20 protein-coding genes are annotated in these 21,281 nt (G+C 48.8%); 7 read left to right on the plus strand and 13 right to left on the minus strand.

The genetic code is table 11. The features are described from left to right. Positions 1 to 3 precede the first annotated feature (3 nt). The 11 genes from G8759_RS03140 to G8759_RS03190 all read right to left on the minus strand — a co-directional run bounded on the left by G8759_RS03140 (position 4) and on the right by G8759_RS03190 (position 13,665). The gene (locus G8759_RS03140; RefSeq protein ID WP_394353318.1) at positions 4 to 1,068 is read right to left on the minus strand and encodes a DmpA family aminopeptidase; all 1,065 of its coding nucleotides are present in this window, start codon (positions 1,066 to 1,068) and stop codon (positions 4 to 6) included. 133 nt (positions 1,069 to 1,201) lie between these two features. Continuing rightward, complete coding sequence (locus tag G8759_RS03145; protein WP_167205128.1) at positions 1,202 to 1,495, minus strand: DUF6510 family protein; 294 nt, start codon at positions 1,493 to 1,495, stop codon at positions 1,202 to 1,204. Between the two features lie 38 nt (positions 1,496 to 1,533). Then, positions 1,534 to 2,274 (minus strand): ferredoxin reductase, encoded by a 741-nt coding sequence (locus tag G8759_RS03150; protein WP_167205130.1) that lies wholly within the window; start codon positions 2,272 to 2,274, stop codon positions 1,534 to 1,536. A gap of 18 nt (positions 2,275 to 2,292) precedes the next feature. Further along, entirely contained in the window at positions 2,293 to 2,907 is a 615-nt protein-coding gene (locus tag G8759_RS03155; protein ID WP_167205132.1) for a sulfite oxidase-like oxidoreductase, read from the minus strand. Positions 2,908 to 3,003: 96 nt separating this feature from the next. Further along, a complete protein-coding gene (locus tag G8759_RS03160; protein WP_167205134.1) occupies positions 3,004 to 3,306 on the minus strand; it encodes a chaperone modulator CbpM in 303 nt (100 codons plus the stop codon). A 78-nt stretch (positions 3,307 to 3,384) separates the two neighbouring features. Next, positions 3,385 to 4,293, minus strand: coding sequence for a DnaJ C-terminal domain-containing protein (locus tag G8759_RS03165; RefSeq protein WP_167205136.1), 909 nt, complete (start codon positions 4,291 to 4,293; stop codon positions 3,385 to 3,387). Positions 4,294 to 4,418: 125 nt separating this feature from the next. Continuing rightward, entirely contained in the window at positions 4,419 to 5,963 is a 1,545-nt protein-coding gene (locus G8759_RS03170; RefSeq protein ID WP_167205138.1) for an FG-GAP repeat domain-containing protein, read from the minus strand. Between the two features lie 173 nt (positions 5,964 to 6,136). Then, positions 6,137 to 7,945: a RagB/SusD family nutrient uptake outer membrane protein gene (locus tag G8759_RS03175; RefSeq protein ID WP_167205140.1), complete on the minus strand. Its 1,809-nt coding sequence runs from the start codon at positions 7,943 to 7,945 to the stop codon at positions 6,137 to 6,139. Positions 7,946 to 7,966: 21 nt separating this feature from the next. Beyond that, positions 7,967 to 11,611 carry a SusC/RagA family TonB-linked outer membrane protein gene (locus G8759_RS03180; RefSeq protein WP_232074112.1) on the minus strand — a complete coding sequence of 1,215 codons (3,645 nt, stop codon included), beginning with the start codon at positions 11,609 to 11,611 and terminating at the stop codon, positions 7,967 to 7,969. A gap of 187 nt (positions 11,612 to 11,798) precedes the next feature. Then, positions 11,799 to 12,899: a FecR family protein gene (locus G8759_RS03185; RefSeq protein ID WP_167205142.1), complete on the minus strand. Its 1,101-nt coding sequence runs from the start codon at positions 12,897 to 12,899 to the stop codon at positions 11,799 to 11,801. Positions 12,900 to 13,104: 205 nt separating this feature from the next. Continuing rightward, positions 13,105 to 13,665 carry an RNA polymerase sigma factor gene (locus tag G8759_RS03190; RefSeq protein ID WP_167205144.1) on the minus strand — a complete coding sequence of 187 codons (561 nt, stop codon included), beginning with the start codon at positions 13,663 to 13,665 and terminating at the stop codon, positions 13,105 to 13,107. Positions 13,666 to 13,947: 282 nt separating this feature from the next. Between G8759_RS03190 and G8759_RS03195 the strand changes: the two genes are divergently transcribed. From G8759_RS03195 to G8759_RS03220, 6 genes are all read left to right on the plus strand, one after another. Beyond that, entirely contained in the window at positions 13,948 to 14,382 is a 435-nt protein-coding gene (locus G8759_RS03195) for a nucleoside deaminase (protein WP_167205146.1), read from the plus strand. 141 nt (positions 14,383 to 14,523) lie between these two features. Next, positions 14,524 to 15,351, plus strand: a complete 828-nt coding sequence (locus G8759_RS03200; protein WP_232074113.1) for an outer membrane beta-barrel protein — start codon at positions 14,524 to 14,526, stop codon at positions 15,349 to 15,351. A gap of 62 nt (positions 15,352 to 15,413) precedes the next feature. Continuing rightward, positions 15,414 to 16,385, plus strand: a complete 972-nt coding sequence (locus tag G8759_RS03205; protein ID WP_167205148.1) for a polyprenyl synthetase family protein — start codon at positions 15,414 to 15,416, stop codon at positions 16,383 to 16,385. Positions 16,386 to 16,475: 90 nt separating this feature from the next. After that, entirely contained in the window at positions 16,476 to 17,099 is a 624-nt protein-coding gene (locus G8759_RS03210) for a rhomboid family intramembrane serine protease (RefSeq protein ID WP_167205151.1), read from the plus strand. Positions 17,100 to 17,117: 18 nt separating this feature from the next. Beyond that, entirely contained in the window at positions 17,118 to 18,026 is a 909-nt protein-coding gene (locus tag G8759_RS03215) for a LytR/AlgR family response regulator transcription factor (protein ID WP_167205153.1), read from the plus strand. 135 nt (positions 18,027 to 18,161) lie between these two features. Beyond that, a complete protein-coding gene (locus G8759_RS03220; protein ID WP_167205155.1) occupies positions 18,162 to 18,860 on the plus strand; it encodes a DUF2306 domain-containing protein in 699 nt (232 codons plus the stop codon). Positions 18,861 to 18,866: 6 nt separating this feature from the next. Here G8759_RS03220 and G8759_RS03225 read toward each other — a convergent pair whose 3' ends face one another. Then, entirely contained in the window at positions 18,867 to 19,589 is a 723-nt protein-coding gene (locus tag G8759_RS03225) for an SGNH/GDSL hydrolase family protein (RefSeq protein WP_394353288.1), read from the minus strand. Here G8759_RS03225 and G8759_RS03230 point away from each other — a divergent pair. Further along, a complete protein-coding gene (locus tag G8759_RS03230; protein ID WP_167205157.1) occupies positions 19,588 to 19,740 on the plus strand; it encodes a hypothetical protein in 153 nt (50 codons plus the stop codon). The genes G8759_RS03225 and G8759_RS03230 overlap by 2 nt on opposite strands. Here G8759_RS03230 and prfB read toward each other — a convergent pair. Next, a protein-coding gene (gene prfB / locus G8759_RS03235; protein ID WP_167205159.1) for a peptide chain release factor 2 occupies positions 19,712 to 20,789 on the minus strand; the annotation gives its coding sequence in 2 pieces (ribosomal slippage) (positions 19,712 to 20,728 and positions 20,730 to 20,789; 1,077 coding nt in all). The genes G8759_RS03230 and prfB overlap by 29 nt on opposite strands. Positions 20,790 to 21,281 lie beyond the last annotated feature (492 nt).

Consider the following 21,281-nt stretch of genomic DNA (forward strand, 5'->3'; position numbering starts at 1 on the left):
GTATTAACGGGCTTGCCCTGCCTTCTTTAGTAAGTCCACTACTTTTTCGATGGGTAGTTGCTCAACCTGATGCCCTTGATCACCGGTGAGCGTTTGGGCGGCAAATAATGAATTGATGATGGCTTCTTCGGTAGCTTCAATGGCTGCCAGAAACAAAGGAGAAACGTTGTCATTGCGCAGTACCTTTAGTTCATCGAGCGAAGTGGCGGCTTCATGCGAAATCTGATAAGCAGTTGAGACCGCAATGACATAATCGCCACTTCCGTTCGACGCAATGCCCCCTGTTTGAGCCAGTCCCATAAACGCCCGTTTTGCCAGGCGCTTGAGGTTACGGGCGTCTAAAGGCGCGTCGGTCAGTACGATCATCATGCAGGAGCCGTCCAGATTTTTTTTAAAATCATAGCGTCCCAAGGCGACACCCACCGGTACGCCCGCAATTTGTAGAACCCCGCCAAAGTTCGTCTGGACAAGTGCCCCAACCGTATAGCCGCCCAGGGATGCGGGTAATTTTCGGGATGCGGTTCCGATACCGCCTTTAAAGCCAAAACAAACAGTTCCTGTTCCTGCTCCGACATTACCCTCTTCGACGGGGCCGGTTTTGGCTTGCCGAATCGCATCCAGAACGTGCTGCTTCGTCACGTGCCGACCACGAATGTCGTTCAGAAAGCCATCGTTCGTTTCACCGACCACTGAATTCACGGAACGAACCTGCTCATTGCCTTTTTGGGACAATGTATAGTCAATTAGCGCATCGGCAGCGGTTGGTACGCTCAGGGTATTCGTCAAAACAATGGGCGTTTCGAGTGTGCCAAGCTCTTCGACCTGACTGTAGCCAGTCAGTTTGCCGAATCCATTACCGATATAAATAGCCGCTGGACTTTTCTGCTGAAACTGATTGCCATCGTGTGGGAGAATAGCCGTAACACCCGTTTGAATGGACTGCCCCTCTTTGAGTGTTACCTGCCCAACCCGGACTCCTGGCACATCTGTTATCGCATTGAACGGGCCAGTGGGAAGTACGCCCAGTTTAATACCATAATCGCGGGGGCGTTTGGATGTCTGGGCCATTACGGACTGAGCAGTACTGAAAAATAGCGTAGTTAGTATGAATAAGCGGTAAACAAGTGGCATTCCGTTGAGCAGTTAAAGTGCCTTTTGCAGGCTAATTTACGGCATTGCCGCATAGAATCGCACAAGCCCTTTACGGGATGATGGTGCTCTTTATGTCTGCCGCTAATCCTTCTACGGTAAGGATCGATCCCGAAGGAGACTTTACCAGTTGCAGGATGAGGCCGTCGCAGGTGGGACAGCGTAGCACCAGACCTGGCCCACGGACATAAGCCAATAGATTCGCAAAAATGCCTTCTTTGTGGCAATGGCTGCACGTCATCTGAAGTATGGTAACGTCCAGATTTAGCAGCATCTGCAATTCACCGGCCACTGCGTTGCCATCTAACCGCAGCGCCCGATCTATGGTATCCGTATCTGTGATCATGGTACATTCTGCCTGAAATGAAGTGAGACGATCAGGTACTACGTTCCGGTAGGCCCAAACCGCTCGGTTCGGATTTTCGTGGATGGTAACCCCAAATCGGATAACGTATTCGCCACCTGCTCGACTAATAAGGTTGGCCCACAAACGAAACCGTTGGGGTGAGACGCAAAGCGCTTCAGCACATCAGTCAGCATCGCCTGATCAACCCGACGCTGATAACCTGTCCAGCCGGGTGGAGCCTTCCGGGTAAATGTAAGAATCAGCTCAAACTGGGAATCCTGTTTCGCCAATTGTTCCAGCTCATCCCGATAAATGGCATCGTCGGCCGTCCGAACGCTAAACAGTAATGTGGTTGGATTGGCAGCGCCGATTTTAGCCCGATGTCGAAGCATGGCCATCAGGGGTACTACTCCGGAGCCACCAGCAATCAACAACAGCGGTTCATTAGCCATGTTATCCTTCCAGACAAAATAGCCACCGATAGGCCCCCGAACTTCCAGTGGATCGCCAGGTTCGATTCCCTCGTGAAGGTAGGATGACACTTCGCCATCCTCAATCAATTCAACGGTAAGGTCGATTTCGCCGGTTTTTTCGGGGGGCGATGCGATCGAATAGCTCCGTTCGGCCTGATAGCCATCCTCGGCCGTTAGCCGAAGATCATAGTGCTGGCCTGGCAGATGTGGTATCCACTGAGGTAAGTGCAGGGTAAAGGTTTTTACATGGGGCGTCTCCTGCACAATGGCCTTTACCCGTGCAATCTGCCACTGAATCTTTTCCATACAATTTAGTGAACGAGCTCAATCATCGCTGCGATACCGTTGCTCTTTCCAGGGGTCGCCATACATGCTGTAGCCACCGCGCTCCCAGAAACCCGGCTTATCACCTTCCATGAACCGTAATCCTTTAATCCATTTGGCACTTTTCCAGAAATACAGATGCGGGATGACCAATCGGGCAGGACCTCCATGTTCGGGAGCCAGCGGTTGTCCTTCAAAGCGTAAGCCAACAAATGCCTTTCCATGGCGAAGGTCGTCGAGCGGAATATTGGTCGTGTAATCGCCGTAGGAGTACGCCATCACGTGGCTGGCTTCCGGCTTCAGATTAACATGTTCGAGTAGCGTATCGATGCTAACACCCTCCCAATGCGTATCCAGTTTCGACCATTTCGTCACGCAGTGAATGTCGTTGGTAAATGATTGCTGGGGAAGCGCATTGAATTGCTCCCACGACCATTGAATCGGCGTTTCGATCAGGCCCTCCAGCGCAAACGACCAGGTAGTGAGCGGAATACGCGGTGTTGGCCCGGCAGTTAGTACCGGAAAGTCGCGGGTTTCGTATTGCCCCGGCGGAATTCGTTCACTGGACACCGACTCGCGTTTTCGCCCGAAGCCTTTGTTGAAGAATGAAGCCATGATTGAGATCGTTTATGGTTTTACAAGGTAATTCGTTTGGCATGTATAAGCAATATCAACGCATGGTTGATTGCCGAAACACGACTTAAATACCTGTTAATGATCTAATTGTTCATAGAAGATCAATCTATTCTGCAATTGCGTCAATTGGCTCTGTAAACTTTCCACCCGTTCTAGCAGATCGCTCACAATATCCAGGTCATCAGGGTGAATATCGAGATCCTGGTGTAGCCGGACTAGTTTTTCCAGCCTGCCCAGTTGAGTTGGTTCCAGATAGATTGTCTGTTCAATCGTAATGATTTCGACCAGGCCCTGCTGTTCCAGTAAGTGAACAAACGAAACTTCAATATGGTGATGCACGCAGAATTCCGTGACGGAAATTAGGTTGTTGGGTTGCATAGGAAAACGGTTTTTCAGCTTTCGGTATAGGGCTGTGGGATTTTCATACAATTGACAATCCTATTACGAAAACTCATTTTACAGGCTGGCTAATTTTCGGAATAGTTCTTTTTGTTCATCCGTCAGGTTTGTGGGCAGTTTTATCTGCCACTGAACATATAGGTCGCCGAATATCCCATCTTGCTTGTAAACGGGAAATCCTTTACCCTTCAACCTGACTTTGGCGCCATTCTGCGTTTCGGTTGGCACGGTCACCTTCACTTTCCCGTCCAGCGTTTCAATAATTTTCTCGCCACCTAACAGGGCAGTATACAGATCAATTTCTTCATTGACGTATAGGTCACTGCCCTTGCGTTTGTATCGGCTATCCTCGGTAATCACAAACGTAATATAGAGGTCGCCATTAGGACCACCGTTAACGCCCGGTGCCCCGTAGCCAGCCAGTTTTATTTTCTGGCCATTTTCGATCCCCGCAGGAACGGTAATGCGAATGTTTTTTTCGTTTACTGTCAGCGTCTGTTTATGCGTTGTATAGGCATCGCGTAGGCTAAGGTGCAGGTCGGCCTGGTAGTCCTGCCCACGAAAATTTGCCTGTCGTCTACCCGCTCCTGGGCCGCCTTCCTGCCCAAACAGTGACGATAAAAAGTCAGAAAAATCGGCTCCACCGAAACCGCCCGAGAAATCATAGTCTTCTCCGACTCCACCTTGCGTGTATTGCTGACGTGCTTGCTGTTGGCGTCTGGCTTCTTCAAACTGTTCGGCGTGTTGCCAGTCTTTCCCGTATTGATCGTATTTTTTACGATTTTCCGGATTACCCAGAACCTCATTCGCTTCGTTGATTTGCTGAAACTTTTTATTGGCTTCTGCATCGTTCGGGTTCAGGTCCGGGTGATGCTTTCTGGCTAGTTTCCGGTACGCTTTCTTGATATCGTCCTCCGACGCCGTTTTGGGAATGCCCAGGACGCTGTAATAATCGATAAAGTCCATGTTATGTTGAGGGTGGGATGTTGATTCCTAATCAACCCAATAAACACAGAAATGGTAGGGAAGGTTGTGGTGAGAAAATAAAGTATCCCGTTTTTACTGGTCAGATAATCAGGGTGGCTTACAGGTTATGGAGTACGGGTATTTTCCAGCACAATCAATGGCAGATAGCCGTTCCAATTAGGTTTAAAGCCAACTTCATTCAGAAATCCCTGTGAATAATTCCCTAACACTATGTCAAGATCTCCGTCGTGATCCCAGTCGTTTACGTCCATGCAGATCCAGCGGCCATACTTACTCACCGGAACCGCATGGGGAAGAAACTGAGCGGTTTTTTGTTGCTCAAAATAGATGAATGTTTCGGCAGGATTGTTTTTTAAATCGGCGAAGAAAGCAATCGTTGCCATGTCCAGATCGCCATCGTTGTCATAGTCGGCAGCGATGGCTTTTGTGCAGCCGTTGATGGGATAAAAATAGGTTTGTTTGTACTGATTGTTGCCTTGGTTCGTGAAGAGGTAAACCCCGTGAAAGGGCTTAAAAATTCGGGAATAATCGCTGTTGTCGCCACAGGTATACAGAATATCCAATTGACCATCCCGATTAAAATCGATCAGCTGAAAGCTGGTTGACCCGTAGACAGGCGGAAACTTAAGTATGTTTTGTTCCGAGAAGCCACCTTTTCGGTCATTCGTAAATAACCAGATCCCTTCGTCGGCATGAGCGAACAATGCCATAAAATCCAGCCAGCCATCCTGGTTGAAATCACCCGTAATGATCTGGGTTGCACCGGGTACTTCCCTGATGACAACCTTGTCGAACTGGTGGTCGGGGCGTTGTTTGAGTTGGTACAAGCCACCTGAATTGTGCCCGAAGCCACAAACAAGCCAGTCCGTCAGACCATCGTGATTGAAGTCGCCCGGTGTTGACTGAATAGGTCTGGGGAGTTGATTGGCGAGTGAAGTTGGTGAAGTCGTTGTCGCTTTGCCGAGCGTAACGTCCAGGATCTCACCCATCGGCCGATCAACCGCCCGCATCGTTCCCAGGCAGGTAAGTACCGCATGATGAGAGCCCGTTTTATCGGTACTAAAACTCGCCTGAACAGCAGGAGAGGGCAATGTGCGAACAAGGGATGATTTTAATGACGAATTCCATTGATAAAGCCCGGCACTGGTTTCATTGCTGGAGTAAATCTGTTGGCTGGCCGAATCAATAGCAACCATCGTTGTCGTGGCTATTTCCGCTCTGATTTCAGCGGGTTTGACCAGTTTGAAAATTGACCAGTCACTGACTAACGGAACTGGCGGTGTCGCTTTTTTAGGTTTCTCGGGGGCTAATTTTTCATAATAAGCGACAAGATTAGTCCAGTCGTCGAGCGATATTGTGGCATTCGGTGCCTGATAATAATGGGTCTTTTGCCAGACCTCCAGCCCTAGTTTGGGAGCCATTGCTGGCAGTACCCGTTTGCTCCAGGTTTCTTTGTTAAGGGCATCGGGCCAAACGGGTAAATGACAGGTGCTGCAATACTGCTGGACTAGTTTTTCGCCGTTTGTAGCCGGTGTTTTCTGGGTAGTCGTTGACGAATCGCTGCCGGATTGGCAACTGACAGCGACAAGACCGACCCCCGCCAGTGCAACCAACCAACTATAATAAACGAGAAAAGATAGTCTTTGCATTTGATTGAGTTTAACCGGGTATAAACAAAAAGGGGCAGCACAAAGACTGCCCTCTTTCTGATGATAAAGGTTTCACACAGATGTACGCGAATGAGAAGCCAATTGACGCAGAAAATGAAATACTACGGCCAGAATCGGCATTTTATCGACGAACATCTGCGTGAAATCTGCCATTAATTATAACCCGGATTCTGCGTTAGAGACGACTTGCCGCTGGATGTGCTCAGATCGATTTGCCGCTGTGGAATCGGGTAGTAGTCATTCTTTCCGGCCGTAAAATGACCACCCCGAATATCCGTTGTTACGGTGCTTTCGTAGGTAAAGAACGCATTCAGGGTTGTTTCGGCGGTTCCCCAGCGAACCAGATCGAAAAACCGGTGCCCTTCTGTGGCTAACTCCAGTTTACGTTCAAAGTAAATCGCTTTCAAGGCACCGTCTTTGCCCAACCCCGCGAATTTACCCGCCGGATAAACCGCAATCTTGTAATTGGCCGCAGGGGTCGTTGAATAGCCCGAAAGTGGGGCCGCATCATTGGCATACTTATACACGAAGTTGACCGGATTAGCCGCCCGCGCGCGTACCAGATTGACATAGGTTTGAGCCTGCTCGAAATTGCCTAACTGCGCTTCTGTTTCAGCCGCCATGAGCAGCACATCGGCAAAACGGATTACATTCAGGTTAATGGCCGTTCCGGGTGCCCACGAATGGTTATCCGCGTACTGATCCTGCGTTGCCTGCATGTAAATATTTTTCTTCGGGGAATAAGGACCCGCGTAAGTCTGTCCTGGGCTCCGGATCCAGTCGGCACCGGGATGGTTCCCCCAATCCAGATACGGAATGCCCCGACGGCCAATGGTCCAGTCGATCCGGGGGTCTAATGTACCGGCATCCGGTGTAAACGGCTGATTCGAGGCAACGCCCTGATCGTTCTTTACGGGGTGACTGTTGTAATCATCCACATACGGTAGTCCGGTAGCATCGGTCCGGTATGAGTTGGCTAAATCCTGCGACGGCTGGAAGAAACCACAGCAGCGGAACGGACTATTGCCGTATGGGAAGTTTAGCATATCGCCCTGATTGGCATTGGCGATTGTACCCGTTCCGTCGTTGGCTACCATTTGAATGGCGAATACCGATTCTGAATTATTTTCCGTAGCCGCATCGAAATTGTCGTGATACTTGGTCACCAGCGCATATTTCAGACCGTTGCTGGTAACGCCTGAGCTAATGACCTGATCGAATAGTGCCTTGGCTTCGGCGAATTTATGCTCGTACAGATAAGCTTTTGCGAGATAGGTTGCCGCGGCCCATTTGTTGACCCGGCCTACATCCGACTGCGTAGCGGGCAGATTGTCCATCGCATATTTGAAATCAGCCTCAATTTTCGGCCAAACATCCTCCGTATTCGCCTGAGAGCTGGCTGAGGCTGTTTCCACGGTTTCATCAATCCAGGGCACCTTATTCCACATCTTCTTTAATTCGAAGTAATAGTGGCCCCGCAGGAAACGGGCCTGAGCCGAAAAACTGGCACGGTCTGCATCGGTAACATCTTTCGCCTGGGCAAGCAAACGCAGGGTCGAGTTCGTGCGGTTAACACCCTCGTAGACAGTACGCCATTTTCCGTTAAAGAACCCATTGCTGGCATCAGCAGTGAACTTGGCAATGGCATCAACGGCTGGCTGGTCACTACCATCACTCCCTTTATGGGCCTCGCCACCGGCAATGCTGCCGTAAGTCCAGTTACTGGGAGAGGCTTGCCAGGCATCGGAGCCGCTCAGGTTTTGAGCGGAAGAGTTGACATATTGCTGACCATCCAGTGCTGCGTAAGCACCGGTCAGGAGGGCATCAACGCCACTGCGGGTAGCTAACGTCTGGTCACTCAAGGCGCCCTGAGCCGGTATTTCGAGACTTTTCTGGCAGGAGTCAAATGTCAATCCGACGGCCGTGACTGCCAGGACTGCTATATATTGTGGTATTTTCATCGTGTATCAGGTTAATAAGAATTAGAACGTCACATTCAGGCCAAACAGGAACTGCCGCTGGTTCGGGTAAACCCCTTCGTCGATACCAAATGACGTGGTGTTCGAGAAAGACTGATTTAAGCTGCCACCTGAACTGTTGTTGGTATTGGCTGTCGTACCAATTTCCGGGTCCAGACCTGAGTATTTCGTGATCGTGAACAGGTTCGCCGACTGTACATAGACCCGCAGACGCTCGATACCCAGTTTCTTGAGCGTATTGGCTGGCAGCGTATAGCCAATCTGTGCGTTCTTAGCCCGGAGGTAAGACCCATTCTCGACGAAATAGGAGTTGGGAATGTTCGCCGAACTAAATGAGCCAACCGTTTCCTGAATGGGTGCTTTGGCGTTATGATTTTCGGGTGTCCAGGAATCATACAAAGCGGTTCTGCTCTTTGCGCCCTGGAAGTTTGCGTTGAAGTCGGTCCACCAGCGTACGTTGTTCCAGATATCGTTGCCCTGTGTTCCGTAGAAGAAGATGCTAAAGTCAAACTTCTTGTAGGTAGCTCCCAGGTTCAGGCCGTAGCTGAACTTCGGATTCGGATTCCCCAGATAAGTCCGGTCGGCATCGGTAATCTGCCCATCACCGTTAATGTCGGCATACCGGAAACGACCAACGGCCACGTCACTTTGGTAAACTGCTCCGGGATTCCCGGTCGCTTGCTGAGCCTGGGCGTTGGCGGTATTGATTTCTTCCTGCGAATTCCAGAATCCTGCGGTCTTATACCCAAAGAACTGACCAATTGAATGGCCAACCGCATTTCGAACAATGTAGCTACCGTTGAACCGACGACCTTCCTGATCGAAATAGTCGATTCCTTCAGCCAGCGAAACGATCTTGTTGTTGTACGTAGTGAACGTCAGTGTCGCGTTCAGTTTCAGATCGTTTGTGATGTTAAAGTTGCTGGATGCGGCAATGTCGAGGCCCTGGTTCCGCATTTTGGCAACGTTAACGGCAGGAGCTGTTCCTAAACCAGCCGTACCGGCCAGTTCGAGCGTATACAACAGGTCGCGAACTTCTTTGTGGTAGTAATCGACGGTCAGGTCGAGCTTGCCTTTCCACAGGCTGGCGTCAAAACCAATGTTGGCATTGATATTCTTTTCCCACTTCGCGTCGGGGTTGCCAATGCGTGTCCGCTGGAAACCGAGTGTGTTGGCCGAATTGGATCCGTTGATGGAATAATAAGAAGATGTACGGTCGCCACCGTATGTTGTGTACGCATTGGCTGGATCAACGTTCAACTGGTTGCCCATTACACCGTAACCACCCCGAATTTTCAGATCATTCAGCCAGGTCAGGCCACCCATGAAACTTTCCTGCGAAATCCGCCAGCCCGCGCTCACTGCCGGGAACCAGCCATATTGATTGTTCAGAAAGCGGGAAGACCCATCACGACGAATGGTAGCTCCAAACAGGTATTTGTCCTTTAAGGAATAATCGACCCGGCCAATCAGCGAGAACAAGGCATCAGCATAACGGTTGCTGTAGTTCGTTGGTGTGCCCGAACCTGTTGAGAGATTGGTAAAATTCGGGTCGAAGGAAAAATAACTCTGCGTTGTTCCACCTACGTTGCGCCCCTGATTCTGGTACGCTTCCGTACCGACCAGTACTTTCAGATCGTGCGTGTTGTTGAAGTTGTGCTGGTATTGCACCGTATTGGTCCAGGTCCAATTCGACCCATTAAACGTATTTTCTGTATACGAATTGGTCGTTGTATTCTCCTGATTCTCATAGGTAGGGTAGGTGAAGGAGTGGTAATTTCCCATGAACAACTCGCCACCAAAGCTGGTGCGGGCAGTGAAATCTTTCAGGAAGTCAATCTCGGCGTACATATTGCCGAAAAGCCGGTTGCTTAAGCCCCGGTTGTTCGCTGTCCGCTGTTGAACCGCCACCGGGTTATTGGCATTGCCCAATCCCTGACCATAGCCACCCGCATAATTTCCCATGATATCGTAGACTGGGATAATAGGCTGCTCACGAAAGGCCATCCCAATGGCACTTCCTTCTGTAAGCGCATTGATACGGGGGTTATCGGACACCGAAAAGGCAAGGTTTTCGCCTACCCGAATGTTCTCCCGAATGTTATACTGGCTGTTCGAACGGATCGTATATCGCTTTAGATAGGTGTTGATCAGCGTTCCCTGTTGATTGAAGTAGTTGAAGGAAAACAGGTAATTTCCCTGCGGTCCACCACCACTAACGGCCAGGTTGTGGCTCATAATCGGGGCTGACTTGAAAATCTCATGGAACCAGTCCGTTCCCGCCTTATTCGCTCGTGTAATCCGGTTGAAGGCGTTATACTGAGCTGCGTCGTTGTAGGTTGGGTTCACATTGTAGAGCGAAGGGTTGACCGAAGGATCACCTTCTTTAACTCCCTGCGGGGCAATGTAATCGGGCAATACAGGCGTCATTCCACTGCCATACAGCGGATCATTGATCGGCGTGTTTGGGTTGGCATTGCGTAAAGCATTAAACTTCAGTTGGGCCGTTTCCTGTGGATTCAAAAGATCCCATACGTTGCCACTTTTGGGAACCTGTACGCCATAATAGGCATCATACTGCACTTTTACCTTACCTGTTCCGCGCCGGGTCGTGATGATTATAACCCCGTTGGCCGCCCGTGAACCGTAAATTGAAGCCGAACCGGCATCTTTCAAGACCTGCATCGAGGCAACGTCGTTGGGATTGATGTCGTTGATGTTTTGCGTTGGTACGCCATCGACAACATAAAGCGGCTGATTATTGCCGAACGTATTCAGGCCCCGGATGCGAACCTGTGGTGCTTCGCCCGGCTGACCAGAACCCAATACGGTAACTCCGGAAGCCCGGCCCTGCAACTGATTGGTAATCTGCGAGGTAGGCTGTTGCTGAAGTTCAGAAACGTTAACGACGGCAACGGCACCCGTCAGGTCTTTCTTGCGCTGGGTGCCATACCCAACAACGACCACTTCACTCAGTGACTTTACATCCGACGACAGTTGAATGTCGGGCAAAGTTGACCGATTATTGATCGCAACTTCCTGGGTTGTGTAGCTGATCGACGAAATGACCAGCGTTCCGCTACCGTCGGGTACGTTCAGAGAGAACCGTCCTTCGGCGTCGGTTGCTGTGCCGATATTGCTTGTTCCTTTCAGCAGCACCGTAGCACCCGGCAAACCTGCGCCCTTTTCATCGAGAACCCGGCCCGTGACGGTAATGGGCGGAACGAGTTTTTCGACGTTTGGGATGGATAGCGCGCGTCCATCTGATGACGCCTGAGGGGAATTGGTTATCCGTTTCAGAATAATTGTCGCTCCTCCTACTTCATAGGCAATGGCAGCGGGCCCAAGCACGGCATCGAGTACAGCCGATAGCTTTTCGTTGGAAAACGAGAGTACACTGATCCGTTGCTGATTGAAGATTCGTGGGTTATACATGAACTTCACATCCGCTTCTTTACCAATGCGGTTGATTGCCTGTTCAACGGTCAGGTTGGAGAGCTGAAGGCTTACACGCTTATTAAGTAATTCCTGACCATACGTGTCATGCGCCCGTGCCATCGAAGCGAACGCTGTCACTACGAAAAACAGGTAAAAACTGACTCGCATAATTTTGAGCAGCCTGTGCTGCATTTGTATCCAAATTGTCATACTTTTGAATTGGTTGTCGGTTTAAATCGGCAATAAAATTCCCTTACCCCAACAGGGGTGCTTTTTTCGAAGAGAGCAAGTGGGGAATGACTCTTGAGTCAGTGATGTTGGCGCATTGCTGACTCTTTTTTGTGGCGTTAATGGATGTGTTTTTTGGGCATAGGCTAAGACATAGTGTTAAGTATTTTTATTGGCATCCTTTCGTGTTAATTAGAATCTTGCCGTCCATTTCTTCATACTGCGCATCCAGTGTCCGGCAAATCATATTTAGTTTCTCAAATAGAGGCTCATCATCCAGCGAGGCTGTCAGATAACAATTTTTCATGACCTCGGCATCAAAAATTATTTCAACGCCATAGGCTTTTTCCAGCGAGGCAAAAACCTGATTGATCGGCGTTCCGTTGAACTCAAACATGGACTGCTGAATGGGCATATCGACCAGCGTTGGCGATTCGACCAGTGAACGCAGCAGCCGTCCTTCATCCCGATTGAATAGAACCCGCTGGTTCGGTGTCAGCACCAGACCAATCAACTGGCGAGACTCCTGCTTTTCGACCCGTTCCTTATCCGTGCGGGTAAAAACAGACACCTTACCCGTCTTAACAATCACATCAATGGCTTTTTTATCAAAAGCACGAACCGTAAAGCTGGTGCCTAGCACCTTGGTAATCAAGTTATCAGCATAGACAAAAAACGGCTTGTCTGGATTTTTCGCTACTTCAAAAAAAGCTTCTCCCACCAGGTAAATCTCACGACGGCTATGCTGATTAAACGCTTTGGGATAGCTAATACGGCTATTCGGTTGTAGTAATACTGAACTCCCATCGGCCAGAAGTACCAGATGGGTCTTAGAACCTGTATTTACGACTTCCTTCATAGGCAGCGTTGCAGCGGCAACCAGTTTTTTATATACGGTTACGGGTTTGTCCTGATTATAAGTCCAGGCAAACCAGGCTAACACAAACAAAGCTACCGACGCAGCCGCCACCCAGGCCATTCGCTGATACGACCAGAAAGGTTCCGAGTGTACTGCTACAACCGGTTCAGTATCCTGCATAATCTGCCGGATGTTCTGGCGCATTCGGTCTTGTGCCGGTACCAACGCGTCTTCCTGCATTGCCAGCAATGTTTCCCGGGCCTGAATCATTAGAAAGGCTTTTTCTGGATACACCGCCGGAAACCGCTCCCACCACTCAACTACCGATGTCGATGCTCTCTCAAACACCCACGATCGGAATGATTCGTCTTCCAGGAAATCATATAGCTCAAAATGATCAAATGATTTCATAGAAAATGTCTATTTTTTGATTGCTTTACTGATATAATTAGCCAGCCATCGCTTCATACCCTGTATTTCTGATTTTTTTTAGGGAACGATCTGAAATTTTTTTCATTCCTGTTTTCTAAAGTTCAGGGTTGTAAAATGCAGAAGCGTGCCACGGTTTTGAACCGTGGCACGCTTCTGCATTTTACAACCCTCCGGCATTTTACGGCTACCAATGTTCCCGCAGAAAATTCAGCGCTTTGTGCAGGTGATTGGAGACCGACTGCCGATTGATGCTCATTACTTGGGCAATGTGTTCAATATCAAGTTCTTCGTAGTAGCGTAAATGAAGGGCTTCCTGTTGACGCTGAGGAAGGAGGTCGATTAATGTCTTAATTTTTTTTGCCGACAGTTGTTCCGTTTCGATAAAGACAAAAAAGTCTTCAAAGTTCTGGTCGGGAGACATATCTACCGCTTCATCTTCATCGACCCAGCCCCGACGCTGGGTTCGCTGTAGTTCCAGCAGAATTTTATGACGGAACGATTTGAGTAAATATTTTTTGATACTATCGGTTCCGCTGATGTGTAATCGACGTTCCCACAGGTAGACGAACATATCGTGCAGGCAGTCTTCAATCAAGCCTGTATCTTTGCTGTAGCGGCTCCCGAACCGGAAGAGCGAGGCATAATGAACCGAAATGATTTGCTCAAATGCCAGACGATCACCATTTTTGAATCGCTCCCAGAGCAATTCATCAGAAGAAAAATTAGTCGAGAATAATTCATTCATGGCACGCTGAGCAAATAAATCCCAAAACAAAGCTTTTTTGGGATTATTCAGTTAACAAACGCGTAGAAATGACTGAATATTGACATTTATTACATATTTTTTGACAAAATAGTACTAGTTGAACAGGTTATTCCTTTCGATGTGCCTCGTTAGTAGGAGAGTAGATTAGTACTGAATAAATTAACCCTTATAGGTTTGTATGAGTAGCCTGAGTTGCAAACTATATCGAAAGGGAATCAGGCCACATCAATCATTAATCAGCAATTTATACACCTTTCAATTATGGACGAATTTATGCAGGAGGCTATCCGTCAGGCCCGTAAAAGTTTGAGTGAAGGCGGTATTCCAATCGGTTCGGCGCTGATCAAGAATGGCGAATTAGTCGCGTCGGGCCATAACAAGCGGGTTCAGGAGAACAATCCAATTCTACACGGTGAAATGGATTGCCTTAATAATGCCGGACGGGTTGGTTCGTTCAAAAATACAGTCATTTATTCGACGCTCATGCCTTGTTACATGTGCGCCGGAACCATTGTTCAATTCAAAATTCCCAGGGTCATTGTCGGTGAATCGCGGACGTTCGCTGGCGCAAGGGAGTTTATGGAGCAGCACGGTGTAGAAGTAATAGACCTCGATTTGCCCGAATGCGTCGATATGATGAATCAATTTATTGCGGAGAAACCTACCCTCTGGAATGAAGATATTGGTGAACTATGATCAAATATGATTATTAAATACTAAATAACTTACTGGTTTTATATTTATAAATAAATAATAAAATTAAAATCAGACACTTTTCATTTGTAAGGTAAGATTGCTATTTTGTCCGTGAAAACGACACCGTAACAATCTTGCCCCATGAAAAGTATAAAAATTAGTGCATTGCTCGCACTACTCGTCATTGCCTGGCCTGCCCATCTTTATGCGCAACGCTCTACGTATTGGCAGGAGAGGCCGGGTGCCTGGCTACTGAACGCAGGTCTGGGCACAACACGCTATCTGGGAGACATGAACGAGCGGGGCGATCTGGCTCATTTACGGCTAGGCGTGGCAATGGGCATTGCAGCCGCTTATCGGTTTTCCGATCGATTTACCTTCCGGGCCGAAGCCCAACTCTATTACATTCATGGGAGCCAGCAGGATACCCACCTTTCTTACAACAATCTATCGTTCAGGAGCCTGAACCCTGAGATTTGGGCGGGCGTGCAAATGGATTTGTGGCACCCCGACGATCGAAACCATATTATTATTCCGTATGTCATGGCTGGTGTCGGCTTCACCTGCATAACACCCAAAACAACCTATAAAGGGCAAACTTATAGCCTGGCTCCATTGCATACTGAAGGCGTAGACTATAATCGGTTGCCTGTCATTCTTCGGTATGGAATAGGCGTACCAATCGTGGCTGGTGAGCGATTCAAATGGCACCTCGAAGGCGTTTATACGCATGTGTTGAGCGATTATGTTGATGATGTGAGTACTGTCTATCCAGACCGAAGCCGTATGGAACCCCTGGCAGCAGCTTTATCCGACCGACGGCTTGAGCTGGGCAAGACTCCGAATCTGGCAGGTGCCAAACGGGGTAATAACACCAGGCGGGATGGCTATTTTATTTTATCGGCCCGGTTGATCTGGGTTGTCAGTACAGCTAAGCAGCAACATTACCGCCGAAGCCGACGCGGTTAGGGTTTTGGGGGTATTTGCCTTATTTTTGGCGCAAAACTCAGCGGAATGCTGCCCCTTGTCGAATGAGTCCAGCTATTTTTATTGATGCTCTTCAAAACGAACTTCAACGTACACCATACGGACAGTATCCCCCCGAACTTTACGACCCGATCCGGTATATTATGAGCCTCGGTGGCAAGCGGATGCGCCCATTACTGACGCTGATGGCGGCCTACCTCTTCACCGACGACTGGAAAAAGGCGATCCGGCCCGCGCTCGCCGTTGAGGTTTTTCACAACTTCACGCTCATGCACGATGACATCATGGATCAGGCTCCTTTGCGTCGTGGCCAACCGACCGTGCATGAAAAATGGAATCACAACATCGCCATTTTATCGGGAGATGTTATGCTGGTTAAGGCGCACGAATTACTGCTGGATGTTGAGGCCGATAAACTGAAACCAGCCATGACCCGGTTTACACGAACAGCTGCCGAAGTGTGTGAAGGCCAGCAAATGGACATGAATTTCGAAAAACGCTGGGACGTTACCGAAGCGGAATACATTGATATGATCCGGCTAAAAACGTCGGTTCTGCTCGGATACGCACTTGAGCTAGGCGGGTTAATTGGCGGAGCCGATGACGAAACCAATGCCCATCTTTATGCCGGTGGGGTAAATATTGGGATTGGTTTTCAACTAAAAGATGATTTATTGGATGTATATGGCGATCCGGCTAAATTCGGAAAGCAGGTGGGCGGAGATATTATTGCGAATAAAAAAACATTTCTGCTCATCGAAGCGCTCGAACAAGCTACCGGTTCCGTCAAAGACGAATTGATCGGCTGGCTAACCCACCCCGACTTCGACAAAGCCGAAAAAGTACGGGCCATTACAACCATTTACGATCAGTTGGGTATCCGACAGATTACCGAAGCACGTATTAACAGTTACTTTGCGCAGGGATTTGCTAACTTCGAACAAATCAACGCTGATCCTGCACGTAAGGCATTTTTACTTCAATTTACCCGGCAATTAATCGAACGGGAAAGTTAATCGGCAGATGGGTTACTGGTTGTGATTTGTAATTCTAGCCAGAATGAACAAAAACGACAAAACGTGAGCCGGAAGCTATAAACCAATATCATGAGCATAACTCTTATTATTATTATCGTCACGGCTGGTATTAGCCTATGGGCCTGGAACGACTACAGTGTGATGAATCGCTGGATACTGAATCCATATCAGGTGGCCCAGAAGGGGCAATATTACCGCCTGCTGACAGCGGGATTCTTACACGCCGACTGGATGCATTTGATTTTTAACATGATTAGCTTCTATGCGTTTGGCGGGCTTATGGAACAGGTGTTCGCCAGTCTTTTTGGGGCGAGTGGAACAATCTATTACGTCGGTTTTTATTTGATTGCTATTGTCATTTCCAGTATCCCAACCTTTTTGAAACACCGCAAAGATTCCAGATATAACTCGCTGGGCGCATCTGGCGGTGTATCGGCTATCATTTTTGCCGGTATTCTGATTAGCCCCCTTACCAAACTTTACCTGTTTTTTATTCCCATTGGTATTCCTGGCTTCATCTTTGGCCCGCTATATCTGATCTATTCCTACTACGAATCCCAGCGGGGAGCAGGCACCGTCAATCATGATGCTCACTTATACGGGGCCTTATTCGGAGTTCTGTTTATGTGTTTAGTTTATCCGCCCGTTCTGCCGCAGTTTATCGACCAGATTGCCGGGTGGCGGTTGTTTTAACGATAGCCGTGAACCGGTATGTTTAAACTATTCAGCCAACCTTATCCTGTTGAAGATTCGCTGAGGCAGCAGACCCTGAGAGCCGCTCTTATCGGATTATTTATTGGCTTGTTTCTACTGGTCTTTCAGCCGTTTGGCCTGAGTGACTGGCAAACGCCTAATAAATTGTTCAAATTATTGGGGTTTGGCGGTATCACGTTTATTGTAACAACCTTTAACTTCATTATCTGGCCACGGCTATTCCCCAATCAATTTTCGGATACATACTGGACGGTTGGGCGCGAAATCCTGCTGGTGATGGCGAACATTCTTCTGATTGCCATTGCGAACCGATTTTATCTGGAATCGCTGGTCGATGAGGAAAAAAGCGGTGTTGGTTGGTGGGGTATGATCCTGGTCACGTTCGTGATTGGCTTATTTCCGGTGACGGGAACCGTTTTGTTCAATTATATCCGCCAGCTCAAAAAATATAGTCATGCAGCTGCGGAATTACCGGTTCACTTGCCCGAATCGGGTATTCAGAACTACGAAAACAAAGCGATTGGTCAGCCGGGTGAAACCGCCGTTCCTGTATTGACACTCGTTGCCGACAATGAGAAAGATAGCATTACCCTATCTCCGGCTGATTTGCTTTTTATTGAATCGAGCGACAATTACTCCACCGTCGTTTATCTGAAGCATAACCCGACCGGACAGCTTCAGCCCGTTAAGCCCCTTCTTCGGAGCAGCCTGAGCCGGTTGGAAGGCCAGATTACGTTACCACACATTGTTCGATGTCATCGGTCCTACATCGTCAATCTCGATCGTATTGAGCGCGTAACGGGTAATGCACAGGGCTACAAGCTGCACTTATTGGGAGGACAGTTTCAGGTGCCCGTTGCGCGAAAATACAACGAGACGCTGGTAGCCGAGTTGAAGGCTTTGTAAAACGTCCCACCGTTTATCCCAAACATCGTTTTTGCTTGCCAAACATCCCAGGCACTGCCATTAAACCCTTTAAATCGCAGTGGTTGAGTTCATTGCCGTAGGTTTGCTGCTGTCGAACACAAACGCTTTACGGCTATGAAAACGCTGATTATTTCGTTGCTTATCATCCACATTGCCACTGGGTTTACGGCTTTACTGGTTGGCCTGATTCCAATGTTTTCTAAAAAAGGTAGTCGCCTGCACAATCGCGCCGGGCTTGTCTATGTCTATTGCATGATTACGGTGACTATAACAGCTTTGCTGCTGTGTGTACTTCAGCCTTTCAGGATGATGCGGCTGTTTCTAACGGGCATCGCCATTTTAAGTTTTTACCTGAGTATGACCGGTTGGCGGGGTACCAAACAGAAAAAGACAGGCCCAACAAACAGTGATCGGGTTCTTACTTATGTTACGCTGGCTGTTAGTGTACTGATGGTCGGTTTTGGGGTGTATCTGACTATACAGCATGGTACGTCTTTCTTCCCGATTCTGTTCACCTTCTTTGGCGGTTTAACGGGTGTTTTTGCGATGCAGGACGTTCGCCGTTTTGGGGTTGAGCCTACCGAAAAAATGCACTGGTTTTTTCAGCATTTTACGCGGATGGGCGGTTCTTACATTGCTACGTTTACCGCAGCACTGGTTACGAATATTGGTCGGATAGTACCGGCAGATGCACCTGACTGGATCGCAACCGCTGGCTGGATTGCGCCCAGTCTACTCGGTGGCATGCTGATCGGCCGGACGGTGCGGTATTATAAGGCAAAATTTGCTGAGACCGAATCTGTCGCAGCATAACGAAGTCTATTGTTTCAGGATATCTTTAACGATGGGCAAAGCGGCTTCGGCCCACTGGCGCATTTGTTTCCCCGAATAATGGAGTCCATCGACTGCAAATTGGGTAGTATCGCCAGAAGCCTTACGCGTAAGCGGAGTAACGTCTATATATGAGATGCCTGCCGCTTTGCATTCCTGTTGAGCGATCGCATTGAAGGTATCAATCTCGGCAGCAATCTGTTTCTGGTTCCGGCCCCTGGCGAAGGGGCTTTGGCCCCAATCGGGAATCGAAAGCACGACGACATGACCCGCTTTGCCTCCCGCGAATTTGATTGCCGTTTGCAATAATTCCCGAAACTCAGTCTGATAGCGATTCTGGCTTTGTCCCCGATATTGGTTGTTAACCCCGATCAGCAAGGAAACCAGGCCATATATTTTTTGATTACCACTGGCTTTAATGGCATCCTGCAATTCCGCCGTTGTCCAGCCCGTCCGGGCAATAATATCGGGATCAGCGATGTCGACGTCATTTTTTCGCAACAATCCGGCCAACTGAACGCTCCAGCGCTCATTGTCAGATACGCTTTCACCAATGGTGTATGAGTCACCGAGCGACAGGAAAGTATATTTTGATTGAGTTGCGGCAGGGTTCGTGGTCATAACGGAGTTGTCAGATGGCTGAACACAGGCCATGAGCAGAAAAATAGCCGGGATGCCCCGAAAGATCTGAATGATTAAATGGACGGCCATGAGTTCACTACCAGTTGAGTGTCTATACCGAATAAACGGTATTATTGGACAACTGGATTTGTTCGTGATCAGGCCGTTTTCATCACAGAATCCTGCGGGGCTACCCGGCAATCCGGTTCACGCTACTCCTGCTCCAGCAGGAACGCTTTAATAAACGGATCGATTTCGCCGTCAAGCACGGCTTCCGTATTCGATGTCTGGTAGCCTGTGCGGTGATCTTTCACGCGCCGGTCATCGAGTACATAGGAGCGAATCTGCGATCCCCATTCGATCTTCTGCTTCCCGGCTTCTACTTCGGCGCGGGCAGCGTTGCGTTTCTGAACTTCAATCTCATACAGCTTCGATTTAAGCAGGCGCATGGCTACTTCTTTGTTCTGCAACTGGCTCCGTTCCTGCTGACACTCAATGATCAGACCCGATGGACGGTGGCGCAGCCGAACGGCGGTTTCGACCTTGTTAACATTCTGACCACCGGCACCACCCGACCGAAACGTATCCCAGTCGATGTCGGCCGGATTCACCTCAATTTGAATCGTGTCATCGACCAGCGGATAGGCAAATACGGAGGCAAACGATGTATGTCGGCGGGCATTGGAGTCGAATGGTGAAATCCGAACCAGCCGGTGTACGCCATTTTCGGACTTCAGAAAGCCATAGGCCAGCGCACCATCGACTTCGATCGTTGCTGATTTAATGCCAGCGGTATCTCCCTCCTGATAGTCAACCTGTTTCAGGCCATAGCCGTGTTTTTCGGCCCAGCGCATGTACATTCGATAGAGCATATCAGCCCAGTCCTGGCTTTCGGTACCGCCCGCACCCGCATTGATTTCAAGCACGGCACTGAGTTGATCCTCTTCGTTGCCGAGCATTTTTTTGAGTTCGAGATCTTCGAGCGTATCCGTTACTTTACGGCCTTCGGCATCGACCTCTTCTTCGGGCACGTCGCCTGCTTCGTAAAATTCGAATAACGTTTCGAGATCGCCGAACTGACTATCTAGTTTATCATAGCCGGAAATCCAGCCTTTCAGTCCGCGAACCTGTTTCATTACACCCTCTGCCCGAGCGGCATCGGTCCAGAACTCAGGCTGGAATGTCTGCTGTTCGAGTTCGGCTAATTGGTCGCGTTTGGTGGCGTAGTCAAAGATACCCCCTCAAGGCCTCTACTCTGGCCCTCAAGTCGTTCAACTGGTCAGTTGTCATGAACTTGTCTTATTGTTAATTGATAGTAAACGTAACGATTGGCTATTGAACTCCAGACACTGGATTTTAGATGAAGATTATAGCCAGCTTCCAGCAGCTATTCATCGACATCCAGCATCTGTTGTTTTTTGCAAAGATAGAACAAAAGAAAGTGGGTATGTGGTTTCGAGGGTTTGCCCGGGAATTCGCTGGCTTTTTGGTAAACTGTGCTGAATAATTCTGGTGGTAGCGCAACCACACCATTACGATTCCAGACACTGGTCCAACAGACCATTACGACTTCGAATCGTATCTAACAAGCCCTTTAGCCTGTAGTTTGGCGGCAACAGTAGTATAAAGTACAGCCTGGGATCTGAACTTATCCGGAACCTTGCAGTATGCAGCAGGAGGGTATCTGCAACTGACTAGTAACTAACTAATAGGATAGCCTCATTCGAGGTATTCCTGTGTCAACTTTTCGACCTACCTTTGCGTTCTCAAAATAAAAAGGGC

It is taken from the genome of Spirosoma aureum (assembly GCF_011604685.1).
Lineage (GTDB): Bacteria > Bacteroidota > Bacteroidia > Cytophagales > Spirosomataceae > Spirosoma > Spirosoma aureum.

Coding starts and splice junctions, on each gene's coding strand:
- G8759_RS03140 (WP_394353318.1), bottom strand. CDS start 1,068: ATGGCCCAGACATCCAAACGCCCCCGCGATTATGGTATTAAACTGGGC.
- G8759_RS03145 (WP_167205128.1), bottom strand. CDS start 1,495: ATGATCACAGATACGGATACCATAGATCGGGCGCTGCGGTTAGATGGC.
- G8759_RS03150 (WP_167205130.1), bottom strand. CDS start 2,274: ATGGAAAAGATTCAGTGGCAGATTGCACGGGTAAAGGCCATTGTGCAG.
- G8759_RS03155 (WP_167205132.1), bottom strand. CDS start 2,907: ATGGCTTCATTCTTCAACAAAGGCTTCGGGCGAAAACGCGAGTCGGTG.
- G8759_RS03160 (WP_167205134.1), bottom strand. CDS start 3,306: ATGCAACCCAACAACCTAATTTCCGTCACGGAATTCTGCGTGCATCAC.
- G8759_RS03165 (WP_167205136.1), bottom strand. CDS start 4,293: ATGGACTTTATCGATTATTACAGCGTCCTGGGCATTCCCAAAACGGCG.
- G8759_RS03170 (WP_167205138.1), bottom strand. CDS start 5,963: ATGCAAAGACTATCTTTTCTCGTTTATTATAGTTGGTTGGTTGCACTG.
- G8759_RS03175 (WP_167205140.1), bottom strand. CDS start 7,945: ATGAAAATACCACAATATATAGCAGTCCTGGCAGTCACGGCCGTCGGA.
- G8759_RS03180 (WP_232074112.1), bottom strand. CDS start 11,611: ATGACAATTTGGATACAAATGCAGCACAGGCTGCTCAAAATTATGCGA.
- G8759_RS03185 (WP_167205142.1), bottom strand. CDS start 12,899: ATGAAATCATTTGATCATTTTGAGCTATATGATTTCCTGGAAGACGAA.
- G8759_RS03190 (WP_167205144.1), bottom strand. CDS start 13,665: ATGAATGAATTATTCTCGACTAATTTTTCTTCTGATGAATTGCTCTGG.
- G8759_RS03195 (WP_167205146.1), top strand. CDS start 13,948: ATGGACGAATTTATGCAGGAGGCTATCCGTCAGGCCCGTAAAAGTTTG.
- G8759_RS03200 (WP_232074113.1), top strand. CDS start 14,524: ATGAAAAGTATAAAAATTAGTGCATTGCTCGCACTACTCGTCATTGCC.
- G8759_RS03205 (WP_167205148.1), top strand. CDS start 15,414: ATGAGTCCAGCTATTTTTATTGATGCTCTTCAAAACGAACTTCAACGT.
- G8759_RS03210 (WP_167205151.1), top strand. CDS start 16,476: ATGAGCATAACTCTTATTATTATTATCGTCACGGCTGGTATTAGCCTA.
- G8759_RS03215 (WP_167205153.1), top strand. CDS start 17,118: ATGTTTAAACTATTCAGCCAACCTTATCCTGTTGAAGATTCGCTGAGG.
- G8759_RS03220 (WP_167205155.1), top strand. CDS start 18,162: ATGAAAACGCTGATTATTTCGTTGCTTATCATCCACATTGCCACTGGG.
- G8759_RS03230 (WP_167205157.1), top strand. CDS start 19,588: ATGAGTTCACTACCAGTTGAGTGTCTATACCGAATAAACGGTATTATT.
- G8759_RS03225 (WP_394353288.1), bottom strand. CDS start 19,589: ATGGCCGTCCATTTAATCATTCAGATCTTTCGGGGCATCCCGGCTATT.